Origin of the sequence: Maribellus comscasis (assembly GCF_009762775.1) — a bacterium.
Lineage (GTDB): Bacteria > Bacteroidota > Bacteroidia > Bacteroidales > Prolixibacteraceae > Draconibacterium > Draconibacterium comscasis.
Genome location: NZ_CP046401.1, coordinates 2094747 through 2116539, shown reverse-complemented (window position 1 = coordinate 2116539; position 21793 = coordinate 2094747). Strand labels below are relative to the sequence as shown.

Sequence of the window (21793 nt, the reverse complement as noted above, 5' to 3'; positions counted from 1 at the left end):
GTTGGGCTACATCCTCCACCTTCGGCGACAGCTGCTGCCTGAGCGGCGAGCCACGCGTCGAAGTCAGCGTTTGAGAGCGTTCTGAGCGGCGGTCAGGTTATCCGAAGTATCGTCGAAGTCACAGGCATCGACTGTTTTGTCAGCTGGCTGAGTCAATGTCAGCGGCGGCACCGGGTTTACGGTGTATGTAGCTGTTGTTGTCTGAGTATCGCATATGTCAGTAACAGTCCATGTAATGGTAATGGATCCACCGGCACAGAAGTCGATGTATGAATTATCCCAGTCATTGGATAGAGTTGGGCTACATCCTCCACCTTCGGCGACAGCTGCTGCCTGAGCGGCGAGCCACGCGTCGAAGTCAGCGTTGAGAGCGTTCTGAGCTGGCGGTCAGGTTATCCGAAGTATCGTCGAAGTCACAGGCATCGACTGTTTTGTCAGCTGGCTGAGTCAATGTCAGCGGCGGCACCGGGTTTACGGTGTATGTAGCTGTTGTTGTCTGAGTATCGCATATGTCAGTAACAGTCCATGTAATGGTAATGGATCCACCGGCACAGAAGTCGATGTATGAATTATCCCAGTCATTGGATAGAGTTGGGCTACATCCTCCACCTTCGGCGACAGCTGCTGCCTGAGCGGCGAGCCACGCGTCGAAGTCAGCGTTGAGAGCGTTCTGAGCGGCGGTCAGGTTATCCGAAGTATCGTCGAAGTCACAGGCATCGACTGTTTTGTCAGCTGGCTGAGTCAATGTCAGCGGCGGCACCGGGTTTACGGTGTATGTAGCTGTTGTTGTCTGAGTATCGCATATGTCAGTAACAGTCCATGTAATGGTAATGGATCCACCGGCACAGAAGTCGATGTATGAATTATCCCAGTCATTGGATAGAGTTGGGCTACATCCTCCACCTTCGGCGACAGCTGCTGCCTGAGCGGCGAGCCACGCGTCGAAGTCAGCGTTGAGAGCGTTCTGAGCGGCGGTCAGGTTATCCGAAGTATCGTCGAAGTCACAGGCATCGACTGTTTTGTCAGCTGGCTGAGTCAATGTCAGCGGCGGCACCGGGTTTACGGTGTATGTAGCTGTTGTTGTCTGAGTATCGCATATGTCAGTAACAGTCCATGTAATGGTAATGGATCCACCGGCACAGAAGTCGATGTATGAATTATCCCAGTCATTGGATAGAGTTGGGCTACATCCTCCACCTTCGGCGACAGCTGCTGCCTGAGCGGCGAGCCACGCGTCGAAGTCAGCGTTGAGAGCGTTCTGAGCGGCGGTCAGGTTATCCGAAGTATCGTCGAAGTCACAGGCATCGACTGTTTTGTCAGCTGGCTGAGTCAATGTCAGCGGCGGCACCGGGTTTACGGTGTATGTAGCTGTTGTTGTCTGAGTATCGCATATGTCAGTAACAGTCCATGTAATGGTAATGGATCCACCGGCACAGAAGTCGATGTATGAATTATCCCAGTCATTGGATAGAGTTGGGCTACATCCTCCACCTTCGGCGACAGCTGCTGCCTGAGCGGCGAGCCACGCGTCGAAGTCAGCGTTGAGAGCGTTCTGAGCGGCGGTCAGGTTATCCGAAGTATCGTCGAAGTCACAGGCATCGACTGTTTTGTCAGCTGGCTGAGTCAATGTCAGCGGCGGCACCGGGTTTACGGTGTATGTAGCTGTTGTTGTCTGAGTATCGCATATGTCAGTAACAGTCCATGTAATGGTAATGGATCCACCGGCACAGAAGTCGATGTATGAATTATCCCAGTCATTGGATAGAGTTGGGCTACATCCTCCACCTTCGGCGACAGCTGCTGCCTGAGCGGCGAGCCACGCGTCGAAGTCAGCGTTGAGAGCGTTCTGAGCGGCGGTCAGGTTATCCGAAGTATCGTCGAAGTCACAGGCATCGACTGTTTTGTCAGCTGGCTGAGTCAATGTCAGCGGCGGCACCGGGTTTACGGTGTATGTAGCTGTTGTTGTCTGAGTATCGCATATGTCAGTAACAGTCCATGTAATGGTAATGGATCCACCGGCACAGAAGTCGATGTATGAATTATCCCAGTCATTGGATAGAGTTGGGCTACATCCTCCACCTTCGGCGACAGCTGCTGCCTGAGCGGCGAGCCACGCGTCGAAGTCAGCGTTGAGAGCGTTCTGAGCGGCGGTCAGGTTATCCGAAGTATCGTCGAAGTCACAGGCATCGACTGTTTTGTCAGCTGGCTGAGTCAATGTCAGCGGCGGCACCGGGTTTACGGTGTATGTAGCTGTTGTTGTCTGAGTATCGCATATGTCAGTAACAGTCCATGTAATGGTAATGGATCCACCGGCACAGAAGTCGATGTATGAATTATCCCAGTCATTGGATAGAGTTGGGCTACATCCTCCACCTTCGGCGACAGCTGCTGCCTGAGCGGCGAGCCACGCGTCGAAGTCAGCGTTGAGAGCGTTCTGAGCGGCGGTCAGGTTATCCGAAGTATCGTCGAAGTCACAGGCATCGACTGTTTTGTCAGCTGGCTGAGTCAATGTCAGCGGCGGCACCGGGTTTACGGTGTATGTAGCTGTTGTTGTCTGAGTATCGCATATGTCAGTAACAGTCCATGTAATGGTAATGGATCCACCGGCACAGAAGTCGATGTATGAATTATCCCAGTCATTGGATAGAGTTGGGCTACATCCTCCACCTTCGGCGACAGCTGCTGCCTGAGCGGCGAGCCACGCGTCGAAGTCAGCGTTGAGAGCGTTCTGAGCGGCGGTCAGGTTATCCGAAGTATCGTCGAAGTCACAGGCATCGACTGTTTTGTCAGCTGGCTGAGTCAATGTCAGCGGCGGCACCGGGTTTACGGTGTATGTAGCTGTTGTTGTCTGAGTATCGCATATGTCAGTAACAGTCCATGTAATGGTAATGGATCCACCGGCACAGAAGTCGATGTATGAATTATCCCAGTCATTGGATAGAGTTGGGCTACATCCTCCACCTTCGGCGACAGCTGCTGCCTGAGCGGCGAGCCACGCGTCGAAGTCAGCGTTGAGAGCGTTCTGAGCGGCGGTCAGGTTATCCGAAGTATCGTCGAAGTCACAGGCATCGACTGTTTTGTCAGCTGGCTGAGTCAATGTCAGCGGCGGCACCGGGTTTACGGTGTATGTAGCTGTTGTTGTCTGAGTATCGCATATGTCAGTAACAGTCCATGTAATGGTAATGGATCCACCGGCACAGAAGTCGATGTATGAATTATCCCAGTCATTGGATAGAGTTGGGCTACATCCTCCACCTTCGGCGACAGCTGCTGCCTGAGCGGCGAGCCACGCGTCGAAGTCAGCGTTGAGAGCGTTCTGAGCGGCGGTCAGGTTATCCGAAGTATCGTCGAAGTCACAGGCATCGACTGTTTTGTCAGCTGGCTGAGTCAATGTCAGCGGCGGCACCGGGTTTACGGTGTATGTAGCTGTTGTTGTCTGAGTATCGCATATGTCAGTAACAGTCCATGTAATGGTAATGGATCCACCGGCACAGAAGTCGATGTATGAATTATCCCAGTCATTGGATAGAGTTGGGCTACATCCTCCACCTTCGGCGACAGCTGCTGCCTGAGCGGCGAGCCACGCGTCGAAGTCAGCGTTGAGAGCGTTCTGAGCGGCGGTCAGGTTATCCGAAGTATCGTCGAAGTCACAGGCATCGACTGTTTTGTCAGCTGGCTGAGTCAATGTCAGCGGCGGCACCGGGTTTACGGTGTATGTAGCTGTTGTTGTCTGAGTATCGCATATGTCAGTAACAGTCCATGTAATGGTAATGGATCCACCGGCACAGAAGTCGATGTATGAATTATCCCAGTCATTGGATAGAGTTGGGCTACATCCTCCACCTTCGGCGACAGCTGCTGCCTGAGCGGCGAGCCACGCGTCGAAGTCAGCGTTGAGAGCGTTCTGAGCGGCGGTCAGGTTATCCGAAGTATCGTCGAAGTCACAGGCATCGACTGTTTTGTCAGCTGGCTGAGTCAATGTCAGCGGCGGCACCGGGTTTACGGTGTATGTAGCTGTTGTTGTCTGAGTATCGCATATGTCAGTAACAGTCCATGTAATGGTAATGGATCCACCGGCACAGAAGTCGATGTATGAATTATCCCAGTCATTGGATAGAGTTGGGCTACATCCTCCACCTTCGGCGACAGCTGCTGCCTGAGCGGCGAGCCACGCGTCGAAGTCAGCGTTGAGAGCGTTCTGAGCGGCGGTCAGGTTATCCGAAGTATCGTCGAAGTCACAGGCATCGACTGTTTTGTCAGCTGGCTGAGTCAATGTCAGCGGCGGCACCGGGTTTACGGTGTATGTAGCTGTTGTTGTCTGAGTATCGCATATGTCAGTAACAGTCCATGTAATGGTAATGGATCCACCGGCACAGAAGTCGATGTATGAATTATCCCAGTCATTGGATAGAGTTGGGCTACATCCTCCACCTTCGGCGACAGCTGCTGCCTGAGCGGCGAGCCACGCGTCGAAGTCAGCGTTGAGAGCGTTCTGAGCGGCGGTCAGGTTATCCGAAGTATCGTCGAAGTCACAGGCATCGACTGTTTTGTCAGCTGGCTGAGTCAATGTCAGCGGCGGCACCGGGTTTACGGTGTATGTAGCTGTTGTTGTCTGAGTATCGCATATGTCAGTAACAGTCCATGTAATGGTAATGGATCCACCGGCACAGAAGTCGATGTATGAATTATCCCAGTCATTGGATAGAGTTGGGCTACATCCTCCACCTTCGGCGACAGCTGCTGCCTGAGCGGCGAGCCACGCGTCGAAGTCAGCGTTGAGAGCGTTCTGAGCGGCGGTCAGGTTATCCGAAGTATCGTCGAAGTCACAGGCATCGACTGTTTTGTCAGCTGGCTGAGTCAATGTCAGCGGCGGCACCGGGTTTACGGTGTATGTAGCTGTTGTTGTCTGAGTATCGCATATGTCAGTAACAGTCCATGTAATGGTAATGGATCCACCGGCACAGAAGTCGATGTATGAATTATCCCAGTCATTGGATAGAGTTGGGCTACATCCTCCACCTTCGGCGACAGCTGCTGCCTGAGCGGCGAGCCACGCGTCGAAGTCAGCGTTGAGAGCGTTCTGAGCGGCGGTCAGGTTATCCGAAGTATCGTCGAAGTCACAGGCATCGACTGTTTTGTCAGCTGGCTGAGTCAATGTCAGCGGCGGCACCGGGTTTACGGTGTATGTAGCTGTTGTTGTCTGAGTATCGCATATGTCAGTAACAGTCCATGTAATGGTAATGGATCCACCGGCACAGAAGTCGATGTATGAATTATCCCAGTCATTGGATAGAGTTGGGCTACATCCTCCACCTTCGGCGACAGCTGCTGCCTGAGCGGCGAGCCACGCGTCGAAGTCAGCGTTGAGAGCGTTCTGAGCGGCGGTCAGGTTATCCGAAGTATCGTCGAAGTCACAGGCATCGACTGTTTTGTCAGCTGGCTGAGTCAATGTCAGCGGCGGCACCGGGTTTACGGTGTATGTAGCTGTTGTTGTCTGAGTATCGCATATGTCAGTAACAGTCCATGTAATGGTAATGGATCCACCGGCACAGAAGTCGATGTATGAATTATCCCAGTCATTGGATAGAGTTGGGCTACATCCTCCACCTTCGGCGACAGCTGCTGCCTGAGCGGCGAGCCACGCGTCGAAGTCAGCGTTGAGAGCGTTCTGAGCGGCGGTCAGGTTATCCGAAGTATCGTCGAAGTCACAGGCATCGACTGTTTTGTCAGCTGGCTGAGTCAATGTCAGCGGCGGCACCGGGTTTACGGTGTATGTAGCTGTTGTTGTCTGAGTATCGCATATGTCAGTAACAGTCCATGTAATGGTAATGGATCCACCGGCACAGAAGTCGATGTATGAATTATCCCAGTCATTGGATAGAGTTGGGCTACATCCTCCACCTTCGGCGACAGCTGCTGCCTGAGCGGCGAGCCACGCGTCGAAGTCAGCGTTGAGAGCGTTCTGAGCGGCGGTCAGGTTATCCGAAGTATCGTCGAAGTCACAGGCATCGACTGTTTTGTCAGCTGGCTGAGTCAATGTCAGCGGCGGCACCGGGTTTACGGTGTATGTAGCTGTTGTTGTCTGAGTATCGCATATGTCAGTAACAGTCCATGTAATGGTAATGGATCCACCGGCACAGAAGTCGATGTATGAATTATCCCAGTCATTGGATAGAGTTGGGCTACATCCTCCACCTTCGGCGACAGCTGCTGCCTGAGCGGCGAGCCACGCGTCGAAGTCAGCGTTGAGAGCGTTCTGAGCGGCGGTCAGGTTATCCGAAGTATCGTCGAAGTCACAGGCATCGACTGTTTTGTCAGCTGGCTGAGTCAATGTCAGCGGCGGCACCGGGTTTACGGTGTATGTAGCTGTTGTTGTCTGAGTATCGCATATGTCAGTAACAGTCCATGTAATGGTAATGGATCCACCGGCACAGAAGTCGATGTATGAATTATCCCAGTCATTGGATAGAGTTGGGCTACATCCTCCACCTTCGGCGACAGCTGCTGCCTGAGCGGCGAGCCACGCGTCGAAGTCAGCGTTGAGAGCGTTCTGAGCGGCGGTCAGGTTATCCGAAGTATCGTCGAAGTCACAGGCATCGACTGTTTTGTCAGCTGGCTGAGTCAATGTCAGCGGCGGCACCGGGTTTACGGTGTATGTAGCTGTTGTTGTCTGAGTATCGCATATGTCAGTAACAGTCCATGTAATGGTAATGGATCCACCGGCACAGAAGTCGATGTATGAATTATCCCAGTCATTGGATAGAGTTGGGCTACATCCTCCACCTTCGGCGACAGCTGCTGCCTGAGCGGCGAGCCACGCGTCGAAGTCAGCGTTGAGAGCGTTCTGAGCGGCGGTCAGGTTATCCGAAGTATCGTCGAAGTCACAGGCATCGACTGTTTTGTCAGCTGGCTGAGTCAATGTCAGCGGCGGCACCGGGTTTACGGTGTATGTAGCTGTTGTTGTCTGAGTATCGCATATGTCAGTAACAGTCCATGTAATGGTAATGGATCCACCGGCACAGAAGTCGATGTATGAATTATCCCAGTCATTGGATAGAGTTGGGCTACATCCTCCACCTTCGGCGACAGCTGCTGCCTGAGCGGCGAGCCACGCGTCGAAGTCAGCGTTGAGAGCGTTCTGAGCGGCGGTCAGGTTATCCGAAGTATCGTCGAAGTCACAGGCATCGACTGTTTTGTCAGCTGGCTGAGTCAATGTCAGCGGCGGCACCGGGTTTACGGTGTATGTAGCTGTTGTTGTCTGAGTATCGCATATGTCAGTAACAGTCCATGTAATGGTAATGGATCCACCGGCACAGAAGTCGATGTATGAATTATCCCAGTCATTGGATAGAGTTGGGCTACATCCTCCACCTTCGGCGACAGCTGCTGCCTGAGCGGCGAGCCACGCGTCGAAGTCAGCGTTGAGAGCGTTCTGAGCGGCGGTCAGGTTATCCGAAGTATCGTCGAAGTCACAGGCATCGACTGTTTTGTCAGCTGGCTGAGTCAATGTCAGCGGCGGCACCGGGTTTACGGTGTATGTAGCTGTTGTTGTCTGAGTATCGCATATGTCAGTAACAGTCCATGTAATGGTAATGGATCCACCGGCACAGAAGTCGATGTATGAATTATCCCAGTCATTGGATAGAGTTGGGCTACATCCTCCACCTTCGGCGACAGCTGCTGCCTGAGCGGCGAGCCACGCGTCGAAGTCAGCGTTGAGAGCGTTCTGAGCGGCGGTCAGGTTATCCGAAGTATCGTCGAAGTCACAGGCATCGACTGTTTTGTCAGCTGGCTGAGTCAATGTCAGCGGCGGCACCGGGTTTACGGTGTATGTAGCTGTTGTTGTCTGAGTATCGCATATGTCAGTAACAGTCCATGTAATGGTAATGGATCCACCGGCACAGAAGTCGATGTATGAATTATCCCAGTCATTGGATAGAGTTGGGCTACATCCTCCACCTTCGGCGACAGCTGCTGCCTGAGCGGCGAGCCACGCGTCGAAGTCAGCGTTGAGAGCGTTCTGAGCGGCGGTCAGGTTATCCGAAGTATCGTCGAAGTCACAGGCATCGACTGTTTTGTCAGCTGGCTGAGTCAATGTCAGCGGCGGCACCGGGTTTACGGTGTATGTAGCTGTTGTTGTCTGAGTATCGCATATGTCAGTAACAGTCCATGTAATGGTAATGGATCCACCGGCACAGAAGTCGATGTATGAATTATCCCAGTCATTGGATAGAGTTGGGCTACATCCTCCACCTTCGGCGACAGCTGCTGCCTGAGCGGCGAGCCACGCGTCGAAGTCAGCGTTGAGAGCGTTCTGAGCGGCGGTCAGGTTATCCGAAGTATCGTCGAAGTCACAGGCATCGACTGTTTTGTCAGCTGGCTGAGTCAATGTCAGCGGCGGCACCGGGTTTACGGTGTATGTAGCTGTTGTTGTCTGAGTATCGCATATGTCAGTAACAGTCCATGTAATGGTAATGGATCCACCGGCACAGAAGTCGATGTATGAATTATCCCAGTCATTGGATAGAGTTGGGCTACATCCTCCACCTTCGGCGACAGCTGCTGCCTGAGCGGCGAGCCACGCGTCGAAGTCAGCGTTGAGAGCGTTCTGAGCGGCGGTCAGGTTATCCGAAGTATCGTCGAAGTCACAGGCATCGACTGTTTTGTCAGCTGGCTGAGTCAATGTCAGCGGCGGCACCGGGTTTACGGTGTATGTAGCTGTTGTTGTCTGAGTATCGCATATGTCAGTAACAGTCCATGTAATGGTAATGGATCCACCGGCACAGAAGTCGATGTATGAATTATCCCAGTCATTGGATAGAGTTGGGCTACATCCTCCACCTTCGGCGACAGCTGCTGCCTGAGCGGCGAGCCACGCGTCGAAGTCAGCGTTGAGAGCGTTCTGAGCGGCGGTCAGGTTATCCGAAGTATCGTCGAAGTCACAGGCATCGACTGTTTTGTCAGCTGGCTGAGTCAATGTCAGCGGCGGCACCGGGTTTACGGTGTATGTAGCTGTTGTTGTCTGAGTATCGCATATGTCAGTAACAGTCCATGTAATGGTAATGGATCCACCGGCACAGAAGTCGATGTATGAATTATCCCAGTCATTGGATAGAGTTGGGCTACATCCTCCACCTTCGGCGACAGCTGCTGCCTGAGCGGCGAGCCACGCGTCGAAGTCAGCGTTGAGAGCGTTCTGAGCGGCGGTCAGGTTATCCGAAGTATCGTCGAAGTCACAGGCATCGACTGTTTTGTCAGCTGGCTGAGTCAATGTCAGCGGCGGCACCGGGTTTACGGTGTATGTAGCTGTTGTTGTCTGAGTATCGCATATGTCAGTAACAGTCCATGTAATGGTAATGGATCCACCGGCACAGAAGTCGATGTATGAATTATCCCAGTCATTGGATAGAGTTGGGCTACATCCTCCACCTTCGGCGACAGCTGCTGCCTGAGCGGCGAGCCACGCGTCGAAGTCAGCGTTGAGAGCGTTCTGAGCGGCGGTCAGGTTATCCGAAGTATCGTCGAAGTCACAGGCATCGACTGTTTTGTCAGCTGGCTGAGTCAATGTCAGCGGCGGCACCGGGTTTACGGTGTATGTAGCTGTTGTTGTCTGAGTATCGCATATGTCAGTAACAGTCCATGTAATGGTAATGGATCCACCGGCACAGAAGTCGATGTATGAATTATCCCAGTCATTGGATAGAGTTGGGCTACATCCTCCACCTTCGGCGACAGCTGCTGCCTGAGCGGCGAGCCACGCGTCGAAGTCAGCGTTGAGAGCGTTCTGAGCGGCGGTCAGGTTATCCGAAGTATCGTCGAAGTCACAGGCATCGACTGTTTTGTCAGCTGGCTGAGTCAATGTCAGCGGCGGCACCGGGTTTACGGTGTATGTAGCTGTTGTTGTCTGAGTATCGCATATGTCAGTAACAGTCCATGTAATGGTAATGGATCCACCGGCACAGAAGTCGATGTATGAATTATCCCAGTCATTGGATAGAGTTGGGCTACATCCTCCACCTTCGGCGACAGCTGCTGCCTGAGCGGCGAGCCACGCGTCGAAGTCAGCGTTGAGAGCGTTCTGAGCGGCGGTCAGGTTATCCGAAGTATCGTCGAAGTCACAGGCATCGACTGTTTTGTCAGCTGGCTGAGTCAATGTCAGCGGCGGCACCGGGTTTACGGTGTATGTAGCTGTTGTTGTCTGAGTATCGCATATGTCAGTAACAGTCCATGTAATGGTAATGGATCCACCGGCACAGAAGTCGATGTATGAATTATCCCAGTCATTGGATAGAGTTGGGCTACATCCTCCACCTTCGGCGACAGCTGCTGCCTGAGCGGCGAGCCACGCGTCGAAGTCAGCGTTGAGAGCGTTCTGAGCGGCGGTCAGGTTATCCGAAGTATCGTCGAAGTCACAGGCATCGACTGTTTTGTCAGCTGGCTGAGTCAATGTCAGCGGCGGCACCGGGTTTACGGTGTATGTAGCTGTTGTTGTCTGAGTATCGCATATGTCAGTAACAGTCCATGTAATGGTAATGGATCCACCGGCACAGAAGTCGATGTATGAATTATCCCAGTCATTGGATAGAGTTGGGCTACATCCTCCACCTTCGGCGACAGCTGCTGCCTGAGCGGCGAGCCACGCGTCGAAGTCAGCGTTGAGAGCGTTCTGAGCGGCGGTCAGGTTATCCGAAGTATCGTCGAAGTCACAGGCATCGACTGTTTTGTCAGCTGGCTGAGTCAATGTCAGCGGCGGCACCGGGTTTACGGTGTATGTAGCTGTTGTTGTCTGAGTATCGCATATGTCAGTAACAGTCCATGTAATGGTAATGGATCCACCGGCACAGAAGTCGATGTATGAATTATCCCAGTCATTGGATAGAGTTGGGCTACATCCTCCACCTTCGGCGACAGCTGCTGCCTGAGCGGCGAGCCACGCGTCGAAGTCAGCGTTGAGAGCGTTCTGAGCGGCGGTCAGGTTATCCGAAGTATCGTCGAAGTCACAGGCATCGACTGTTTTGTCAGCTGGCTGAGTCAATGTCAGCGGCGGCACCGGGTTTACGGTGTATGTAGCTGTTGTTGTCTGAGTATCGCATATGTCAGTAACAGTCCATGTAATGGTAATGGATCCACCGGCACAGAAGTCGATGTATGAATTATCCCAGTCATTGGATAGAGTTGGGCTACATCCTCCACCTTCGGCGACAGCTGCTGCCTGAGCGGCGAGCCACGCGTCGAAGTCAGCGTTGAGAGCGTTCTGAGCGGCGGTCAGGTTATCCGAAGTATCGTCGAAGTCACAGGCATCGACTGTTTTGTCAGCTGGCTGAGTCAATGTCAGCGGCGGCACCGGGTTTACGGTGTATGTAGCTGTTGTTGTCTGAGTATCGCATATGTCAGTAACAGTCCATGTAATGGTAATGGATCCACCGGCACAGAAGTCGATGTATGAATTATCCCAGTCATTGGATAGAGTTGGGCTACATCCTCCACCTTCGGCGACAGCTGCTGCCTGAGCGGCGAGCCACGCGTCGAAGTCAGCGTTGAGAGCGTTCTGAGCGGCGGTCAGGTTATCCGAAGTATCGTCGAAGTCACAGGCATCGACTGTTTTGTCAGCTGGCTGAGTCAATGTCAGCGGCGGCACCGGGTTTACGGTGTATGTAGCTGTTGTTGTCTGAGTATCGCATATGTCAGTAACAGTCCATGTAATGGTAATGGATCCACCGGCACAGAAGTCGATGTATGAATTATCCCAGTCATTGGATAGAGTTGGGCTACATCCTCCACCTTCGGCGACAGCTGCTGCCTGAGCGGCGAGCCACGCGTCGAAGTCAGCGTTGAGAGCGTTCTGAGCGGCGGTCAGGTTATCCGAAGTATCGTCGAAGTCACAGGCATCGACTGTTTTGTCAGCTGGCTGAGTCAATGTCAGCGGCGGCACCGGGTTTACGGTGTATGTAGCTGTTGTTGTCTGAGTATCGCATATGTCAGTAACAGTCCATGTAATGGTAATGGATCCACCGGCACAGAAGTCGATGTATGAATTATCCCAGTCATTGGATAGAGTTGGGCTACATCCTCCACCTTCGGCGACAGCTGCTGCCTGAGCGGCGAGCCACGCGTCGAAGTCAGCGTTGAGAGCGTTCTGAGCGGCGGTCAGGTTATCCGAAGTATCGTCGAAGTCACAGGCATCGACTGTTTTGTCAGCTGGCTGAGTCAATGTCAGCGGCGGCACCGGGTTTACGGTGTATGTAGCTGTTGTTGTCTGAGTATCGCATATGTCAGTAACAGTCCATGTAATGGTAATGGATCCACCGGCACAGAAGTCGATGTATGAATTATCCCAGTCATTGGATAGAGTTGGGCTACATCCTCCACCTTCGGCGACAGCTGCTGCCTGAGCGGCGAGCCACGCGTCGAAGTCAGCGTTGAGAGCGTTCTGAGCGGCGGTCAGGTTATCCGAAGTATCGTCGAAGTCACAGGCATCGACTGTTTTGTCAGCTGGCTGAGTCAATGTCAGCGGCGGCACCGGGTTTACGGTGTATGTAGCTGTTGTTGTCTGAGTATCGCATATGTCAGTAACAGTCCATGTAATGGTAATGGATCCACCGGCACAGAAGTCGATGTATGAATTATCCCAGTCATTGGATAGAGTTGGGCTACATCCTCCACCTTCGGCGACAGCTGCTGCCTGAGCGGCGAGCCACGCGTCGAAGTCAGCGTTGAGAGCGTTCTGAGCGGCGGTCAGGTTATCCGAAGTATCGTCGAAGTCACAGGCATCGACTGTTTTGTCAGCTGGCTGAGTCAATGTCAGCGGCGGCACCGGGTTTACGGTGTATGTAGCTGTTGTTGTCTGAGTATCGCATATGTCAGTAACAGTCCATGTAATGGTAATGGATCCACCGGCACAGAAGTCGATGTATGAATTATCCCAGTCATTGGATAGAGTTGGGCTACATCCTCCACCTTCGGCGACAGCTGCTGCCTGAGCGGCGAGCCACGCGTCGAAGTCAGCGTTGAGAGCGTTCTGAGCGGCGGTCAGGTTATCCGAAGTATCGTCGAAGTCACAGGCATCGACTGTTTTGTCAGCTGGCTGAGTCAATGTCAGCGGCGGCACCGGGTTTACGGTGTATGTAGCTGTTGTTGTCTGAGTATCGCATATGTCAGTAACAGTCCATGTAATGGTAATGGATCCACCGGCACAGAAGTCGATGTATGAATTATCCCAGTCATTGGATAGAGTTGGGCTACATCCTCCACCTTCGGCGACAGCTGCTGCCTGAGCGGCGAGCCACGCGTCGAAGTCAGCGTTGAGAGCGTTCTGAGCGGCGGTCAGGTTATCCGAAGTATCGTCGAAGTCACAGGCATCGACTGTTTTGTCAGCTGGCTGAGTCAATGTCAGCGGCGGCACCGGGTTTACGGTGTATGTAGCTGTTGTTGTCTGAGTATCGCATATGTCAGTAACAGTCCATGTAATGGTAATGGATCCACCGGCACAGAAGTCGATGTATGAATTATCCCAGTCATTGGATAGAGTTGGGCTACATCCTCCACCTTCGGCGACAGCTGCTGCCTGAGCGGCGAGCCACGCGTCGAAGTCAGCGTTGAGAGCGTTCTGAGCGGCGGTCAGGTTATCCGAAGTATCGTCGAAGTCACAGGCATCGACTGTTTTGTCAGCTGGCTGAGTCAATGTCAGCGGCGGCACCGGGTTTACGGTGTATGTAGCTGTTGTTGTCTGAGTATCGCATATGTCAGTAACAGTCCATGTAATGGTAATGGATCCACCGGCACAGAAGTCGATGTATGAATTATCCCAGTCATTGGATAGAGTTGGGCTACATCCTCCACCTTCGGCGACAGCTGCTGCCTGAGCGGCGAGCCACGCGTCGAAGTCAGCGTTGAGAGCGTTCTGAGCGGCGGTCAGGTTATCCGAAGTATCGTCGAAGTCACAGGCATCGACTGTTTTGTCAGCTGGCTGAGTCAATGTCAGCGGCGGCACCGGGTTTACGGTGTATGTAGCTGTTGTTGTCTGAGTATCGCATATGTCAGTAACAGTCCATGTAATGGTAATGGATCCACCGGCACAGAAGTCGATGTATGAATTATCCCAGTCATTGGATAGAGTTGGGCTACATCCTCCACCTTCGGCGACAGCTGCTGCCTGAGCGGCGAGCCACGCGTCGAAGTCAGCGTTGAGAGCGTTCTGAGCGGCGGTCAGGTTATCCGAAGTATCGTCGAAGTCACAGGCATCGACTGTTTTGTCAGCTGGCTGAGTCAATGTCAGCGGCGGCACCGGGTTTACGGTGTATGTAGCTGTTGTTGTCTGAGTATCGCATATGTCAGTAACAGTCCATGTAATGGTAATGGATCCACCGGCACAGAAGTCGATGTATGAATTATCCCAGTCATTGGATAGAGTTGGGCTACATCCTCCACCTTCGGCGACAGCTGCTGCCTGAGCGGCGAGCCACGCGTCGAAGTCAGCGTTGAGAGCGTTCTGAGCGGCGGTCAGGTTATCCGAAGTATCGTCGAAGTCACAGGCATCGACTGTTTTGTCAGCTGGCTGAGTCAATGTCAGCGGCGGCACCGGGTTTACGGTGTATGTAGCTGTTGTTGTCTGAGTATCGCATATGTCAGTAACAGTCCATGTAATGGTAATGGATCCACCGGCACAGAAGTCGATGTATGAATTATCCCAGTCATTGGATAGAGTTGGGCTACATCCTCCACCTTCGGCGACAGCTGCTGCCTGAGCGGCGAGCCACGCGTCGAAGTCAGCGTTGAGAGCGTTCTGAGCGGCGGTCAGGTTATCCGAAGTATCGTCGAAGTCACAGGCATCGACTGTTTTGTCAGCTGGCTGAGTCAATGTCAGCGGCGGCACCGGGTTTACGGTGTATGTAGCTGTTGTTGTCTGAGTATCGCATATGTCAGTAACAGTCCATGTAATGGTAATGGATCCACCGGCACAGAAGTCGATGTATGAATTATCCCAGTCATTGGATAGAGTTGGGCTACATCCTCCACCTTCGGCGACAGCTGCTGCCTGAGCGGCGAGCCACGCGTCGAAGTCAGCGTTGAGAGCGTTCTGAGCGGCGGTCAGGTTATCCGAAGTATCGTCGAAGTCACAGGCATCGACTGTTTTGTCAGCTGGCTGAGTCAATGTCAGCGGCGGCACCGGGTTTACGGTGTATGTAGCTGTTGTTGTCTGAGTATCGCATATGTCAGTAACAGTCCATGTAATGGTAATGGATCCACCGGCACAGAAGTCGATGTATGAATTATCCCAGTCATTGGATAGAGTTGGGCTACATCCTCCACCTTCGGCGACAGCTGCTGCCTGAGCGGCGAGCCACGCGTCGAAGTCAGCGTTGAGAGCGTTCTGAGCGGCGGTCAGGTTATCCGAAGTATCGTCGAAGTCACAGGCATCGACTGTTTTGTCAGCTGGCTGAGTCAATGTCAGCGGCGGCACCGGGTTTACGGTGTATGTAGCTGTTGTTGTCTGAGTATCGCATATGTCAGTAACAGTCCATGTAATGGTAATGGATCCACCGGCACAGAAGTCGATGTATGAATTATCCCAGTCATTGGATAGAGTTGGGCTACATCCTCCACCTTCGGCGACAGCTGCTGCCTGAGCGGCGAGCCACGCGTCGAAGTCAGCGTTGAGAGCGTTCTGAGCGGCGGTCAGGTTATCCGAAGTATCGTCGAAGTCACAGGCATCGACTGTTTTGTCAGCTGGCTGAGTCAATGTCAGCGGCGGCACCGGGTTTACGGTGTATGTAGCTGTTGTTGTCTGAGTATCGCATATGTCAGTAACAGTCCATGTAATGGTAATGGATCCACCGGCACAGAAGTCGATGTATGAATTATCCCAGTCATTGGATAGAGTTGGGCTACATCCTCCACCTTCGGCGACAGCTGCTGCCTGAGCGGCGAGCCACGCGTCGAAGTCAGCGTTGAGAGCGTTCTGAGCGGCGGTCAGGTTATCCGAAGTATCGTCGAAGTCACAGGCATCGACTGTTTTGTCAGCTGGCTGAGTCAATGTCAGCGGCGGCACCGGGTTTACGGTGTATGTAGCTGTTGTTGTCTGAGTATCGCATATGTCAGTAACAGTCCATGTAATGGTAATGGATCCACCGGCACAGAAGTCGATGTATGAATTATCCCAGTCATTGGATAGAGTTGGGCTACATCCTCCACCTTCGGCGACAGCTGCTGCCTGAGCGGCGAGCCACGCGTCGAAGTCAGCGTTGAGAGCGTTCTGAGCGGCGGTCAGGTTATCCGAAGTATCGTCGAAGTCACAGGCATCGACTGTTTTGTCAGCTGGCTGAGTCAATGTCAGCGGCGGCACCGGGTTTACGGTGTATGTAGCTGTTGTTGTCTGAGTATCGCATATGTCAGTAACAGTCCATGTAATGGTAATGGATCCACCGGCACAGAAGTCGATGTATGAATTATCCCAGTCATTGGATAGAGTTGGGCTACATCCTCCACCTTCGGCGACAGCTGCTGCCTGAGCGGCGAGCCACGCGTCGAAGTCAGCGTTGAGAGCGTTCTGAGCGGCGGTCAGGTTATCCGAAGTATCGTCGAAGTCACAGGCATCGACTGTTTTGTCAGCTGGCTGAGTCAATGTCAGCGGCGGCACCGGGTTTACGGTGTATGTAGCTGTTGTTGTCTGAGTATCGCATATGTCAGTAACAGTCCATGTAATGGTAATGGATCCACCGGCACAGAAGTCGATGTATGAATTATCCCAGTCATTGGATAGAGTTGGGCTACATCCTCCACCTTCGGCGACAGCTGCTGCCTGAGCGGCGAGCCACGCGTCGAAGTCAGCGTTGAGAGCGTTCTGAGCGGCGGTCAGGTTATCCGAAGTATCGTCGAAGTCACAGGCATCGACTGTTTTGTCAGCTGGCTGAGTCAATGTCAGCGGCGGCACCGGGTTTACGGTGTATGTAGCTGTTGTTGTCTGAGTATCGCATATGTCAGTAACAGTCCATGTAATGGTAATGGATCCACCGGCACAGAAGTCGATGTATGAATTATCCCAGTCATTGGATAGAGTTGGGCTACATCCTCCACCTTCGGCGACAGCTGCTGCCTGAGCGGCGAGCCACGCGTCGAAGTCAGCGTTGAGAGCGTTCTGAGCGGCGGTCAGGTTATCCGAAGTATCGTCGAAGTCACAGGCATCGACTGTTTTGTCAGCTGGCTGAGTCAATGTCAGCGGCGGCACCGGGTTTACGGTGTATGTAGCTGTTGTTGTCTGAGTATCGCATATGTCAGTAACAGTCCATGTAATGGTAATGGATCCACCGGCACAGAAGTCGATGTATGAATTATCCCAGTCATTGGATAGAGTTGGGCTACATCCTCCACCTTCGGCGACAGCTGCTGCCTGAGCGGCGAGCCACGCGTCGAAGTCAGCGTTGAGAGCGTTCTGAGCGGCGGTCAGGTTATCCGAAGTATCGTCGAAGTCACAGGCATCGACTGTTTTGTCAGCTGGCTGAGTCAATGTCAGCGGCGGCACCGGGTTTACGGTGTATGTAGCTGTTGTTGTCTGAGTATCGCATATGTCAGTAACAGTCCATGTAATGGTAATGGATCCACCGGCACAGAAGTCGATGTATGAATTATCCCAGTCATTGGATAGAGTTGGGCTACATCCTCCACCTTCGGCGACAGCTGCTGCCTGAGCGGCGAGCCACGCGTCGAAGTCAGCGTTGAGAGCGTTCTGAGCGGCGGTCAGGTTATCCGAAGTATCGTCGAAGTCACAGGCATCGACTGTTTTGTCAGCTGGCTGAGTCAATGTCAGCGGCGGCACCGGGTTTACGGTGTATGTAGCTGTTGTTGTCTGAGTATCGCATATGTCAGTAACAGTCCATGTAATGGTAATGGATCCACCGGCACAGAAGTCGATGTATGAATTATCCCAGTCATTGGATAGAGTTGGGCTACATCCTCCACCTTCGGCGACAGCTGCTGCCTGAGCGGCGAGCCACGCGTCGAAGTCAGCGTTGAGAGCGTTCTGAGCGGCGGTCAGGTTATCCGAAGTATCGTCGAAGTCACAGGCATCGACTGTTTTGTCAGCTGGCTGAGTCAATGTCAGCGGCGGCACCGGGTTTACGGTGTATGTAGCTGTTGTTGTCTGAGTATCGCATATGTCAGTAACAGTCCATGTAATGGTAATGGATCCACCGGCACAGAAGTCGATGTATGAATTATCCCAGTCATTGGATAGAGTTGGGCTACATCCTCCACCTTCGGCGACAGCTGCTGCCTGAGCGGCGAGCCACGCGTCGAAGTCAGCGTTGAGAGCGTTCTGAGCGGCGGTCAGGTTATCCGAAGTATCGTCGAAGTCACAGGCATCGACTGTTTTGTCAGCTGGCTGAGTCAATGTCAGCGGCGGCACCGGGTTTACGGTGTATGTAGCTGTTGTTGTCTGAGTATCGCATATGTCAGTAACAGTCCATGTAATGGTAATGGATCCACCGGCACAGAAGTCGATGTATGAATTATCCCAGTCATTGGATAGAGTTGGGCTACATCCTCCACCTTCGGCGACAGCTGCTGCCTGAGCGGCGAGCCACGCGTCGAAGTCAGCGTTGAGAGCGTTCTGAGCGGCGGTCAGGTTATCCGAAGTATCGTCGAAGTCACAGGCATCGACTGTTTTGTCAGCTGGCTGAGTCAATGTCAGCGGCGGCACCGGGTTTACGGTGTATGTAGCTGTTGTTGTCTGAGTATCGCATATGTCAGTAACAGTCCATGTAATGGTAATGGATCCACCGGCACAGAAGTCGATGTATGAATTATCCCAGTCATTGGATAGAGTTGGGCTACATCCTCCACCTTCGGCGACAGCTGCTGCCTGAGCGGCGAGCCACGCGTCGAAGTCAGCGTTGAGAGCGTTCTGAGCGGCGGTCAGGTTATCCGAAGTATCGTCGAAGTCACAGGCATCGACTGTTTTGTCAGCTGGCTGAGTCAATGTCAGCGGCGGCACCGGGTTTACGGTGTATGTAGCTGTTGTTGTCTGAGTATCGCATATGTCAGTAACAGTCCATGTAATGGTAATGGATCCACCGGCACAGAAGTCGATGTATGAATTATCCCAGTCATTGGATAGAGTTGGGCTACATCCTCCACCTTCGGCGACAGCTGCTGCCTGAGCGGCGAGCCACGCGTCGAAGTCAGCGTTGAGAGCGTTCTGAGCGGCGGTCAGGTTATCCGAAGTATCGTCGAAGTCACAGGCATCGACTGTTTTGTCAGCTGGCTGAGTCAATGTCAGCGGCGGCACCGGGTTTACGGTGTATGTAGCTGTTGTTGTCTGAGTATCGCATATGTCAGTAACAGTCCATGTAATGGTAATGGATCCACCGGCACAGAAGTCGATGTATGAATTATCCCAGTCATTGGATAGAGTTGGGCTACATCCTCCACCTTCGGCGACAGCTGCTGCCTGAGCGGCGAGCCACGCGTCGAAGTCAGCGTTGAGAGCGTTCTGAGCGGCGGTCAGGTTATCCGAAGTATCGTCGAAGTCACAGGCATCGACTGTTTTGTCAGCTGGCTGAGTCAATGTCAGCGGCGGCACCGGGTTTACGGTGTATGTAGCTGTTGTTGTCTGAGTATCGCATATGTCAGTAACAGTCCATGTAATGGTAATGGATCCACCGGCACAGAAGTCGATGTATGAATTATCCCAGTCATTGGATAGAGTTGGGCTACATCCTCCACCTTCGGCGACAGCTGCTGCCTGAGCGGCGAGCCACGCGTCGAAGTCAGCGTTGAGAGCGTTCTGAGCGGCGGTCAGGTTATCCGAAGTATCGTCGAAGTCACAGGCATCGACTGTTTTGTCAGCTGGCTGAGTCAATGTCAGCGGCGGCACCGGGTTTACGGTGTATGTAGCTGTTGTTGTCTGAGTATCGCATATGTCAGTAACAGTCCATGTAATGGTAATGGATCCACCGGCACAGAAGTCGATGTATGAATTATCCCAGTCATTGGATAGAGTTGGGCTACATCCTCCACCTTCGGCGACAGCTGCTGCCTGAGCGGCGAGCCACGCGTCGAAGTCAGCGTTGAGAGCGTTCTGAGCGGCGGTCAGGTTATCCGAAGTATCGTCGAAGTCACAGGCATCGACTGTTTTGTCAGCTGGCTGAGTCAATGTCAGCGGCGGCACCGGGTTTACGGTGTATGTAGCTGTTGTTGTCTGAGTATCGCATATGTCAGTAACAGTCCATGTAATGGTAATGGATCCACCGGCACAGAAGTCGATGTATGAATTATCCCAGTCATTGGATAGAGTTGGGCTACATCCTCCACCTTCGGCGACAGCTGCTGCCTGAGCGGCGAGCCACGCGTCGAAGTCAGCGTTGAGAGCGTTCTGAGCGGCGGTCAGGTTATCCGAAGTATCGTCGAAGTCACAGGCATCGACTGTTTTGTCAGCTGGCTGAGTCAATGTCAGCGGCGGCACCGGGTTTACGGTGTATGTAGCTGTTGTTGTCTGAGTATCGCATATGTCAGTAACAGTCCATGTAATGGTAATGGATCCACCGGCACAGAAGTCGATGTATGAATTATCCCAGTCATTGGATAGAGTTGGGCTACATCCTCCACCTTCGGCGACAGCTGCTGCCTGAGCGGCGAGCCACGCGTCGAAGTCAGCGTTGAGAGCGTTCTGAGCGGCGGTCAGGTTATCCGAAGTATCGTCGAAGTCACAGGCATCGACTGTTTTGTCAGCTGGCTGAGTCAATGTCAGCGGCGGCACCGGGTTTACGGTGTATGTAGCTGTTGTTGTCTGAGTATCGCATATGTCAGTAACAGTCCATGTAATGGTAATGGATCCACCGGCACAGAAGTCGATGTATGAATTATCCCAGTCATTGGATAGAGTTGGGCTACATCCTCCACCTTCGGCGACAGCTGCTGCCTGAGCGGCGAGCCACGCGTCGAAGTCAGCGTTGAGAGCGTTCTGAGCGGCGGTCAGGTTATCCGAAGTATCGTCGAAGTCACAGGCATCGACTGTTTTGTCAGCTGGCTGAGTCAATGTCAGCGGCGGCACCGGGTTTACGGTGTATGTAGCTGTTGTTGTCTGAGTATCGCATATGTCAGTAACAGTCCATGTAATGGTAATGGATCCACCGGCACAGAAGTCGATGTATGAATTATCCCAGTCATTGGATAGAGTTGGGCTACATCCTCCACCTTCGGCGACAGCTGCTGCCTGAGCGGCGAGCCACGCGTCGAAGTCAGCGTTGAGAGCGTTCTGAGCGGCGGTCAGGTTATCCGAAGTATCGTCGAAGTCACAGGCATCGACTGTTTTGTCAGCTGGCTGAGTCAATGTCAGCGGCGGCACCGGGTTTACGGTGTATGTAGCTGTTGTTGTCTGAGTATCGCATATGTCAGTAACAGTCCATGTAATGGTAATGGATCCACCGGCACAGAAGTCGATGTATGAATTATCCCAGTCATTGGATAGAGTTGGGCTACATCCTCCACCTTCGGCGACAGCTGCTGCCTGAGCGGCGAGCCACGCGTCGAAGTCAGCGTTGAGAGCGTTCTGAGCGGCGGTCAGGTTATCCGAAGTATCGTCGAAGTCACAGGCATCGACTGTTTTGTCAGCTGGCTGAGTCAATGTCAGCGGCGGCACCGGGTTTACGGTGTATGTAGCTGTTGTTGTCTGAGTATCGCATATGTCAGTAACAGTCCATGTAATGGTAATGGATCCACCGGCACAGAAGTCGATGTATGAATTATCCCAGTCATTGGATAGAGTTGGGCTACATCCTCCACCTTCGGCGACAGCTGC

Annotated in this window: 2 protein-coding genes (1 of these 2 running past the window's edge); one reads left to right on the top strand and one right to left on the bottom strand. The window is 53.1% G+C overall.

Annotated elements, in window-relative coordinates; all coding sequences use genetic code 11:
• Positions 1–214 precede the first annotated feature (214 nt).
• Positions 215–337: a hypothetical protein gene (locus GM418_RS31830; protein WP_281350288.1), complete on the top strand. Its 123-nt coding sequence runs from the start codon at positions 215–217 to the stop codon at positions 335–337.
• A gap of 21 nt (positions 338–358) precedes the next feature.
• Here the strand turns inward: GM418_RS31830 and GM418_RS08500 are convergent, their stop codons facing one another.
• Positions 359–21793: the 3' portion of an HYR domain-containing protein gene (locus GM418_RS08500; RefSeq protein WP_158865074.1), read on the bottom strand. 13521 nt of this gene lie beyond the right edge of the window; the window shows 21435 of its 34956 coding nt (coding positions 13522–34956); the start codon falls outside the window, past its right edge; it ends in the stop codon at positions 359–361.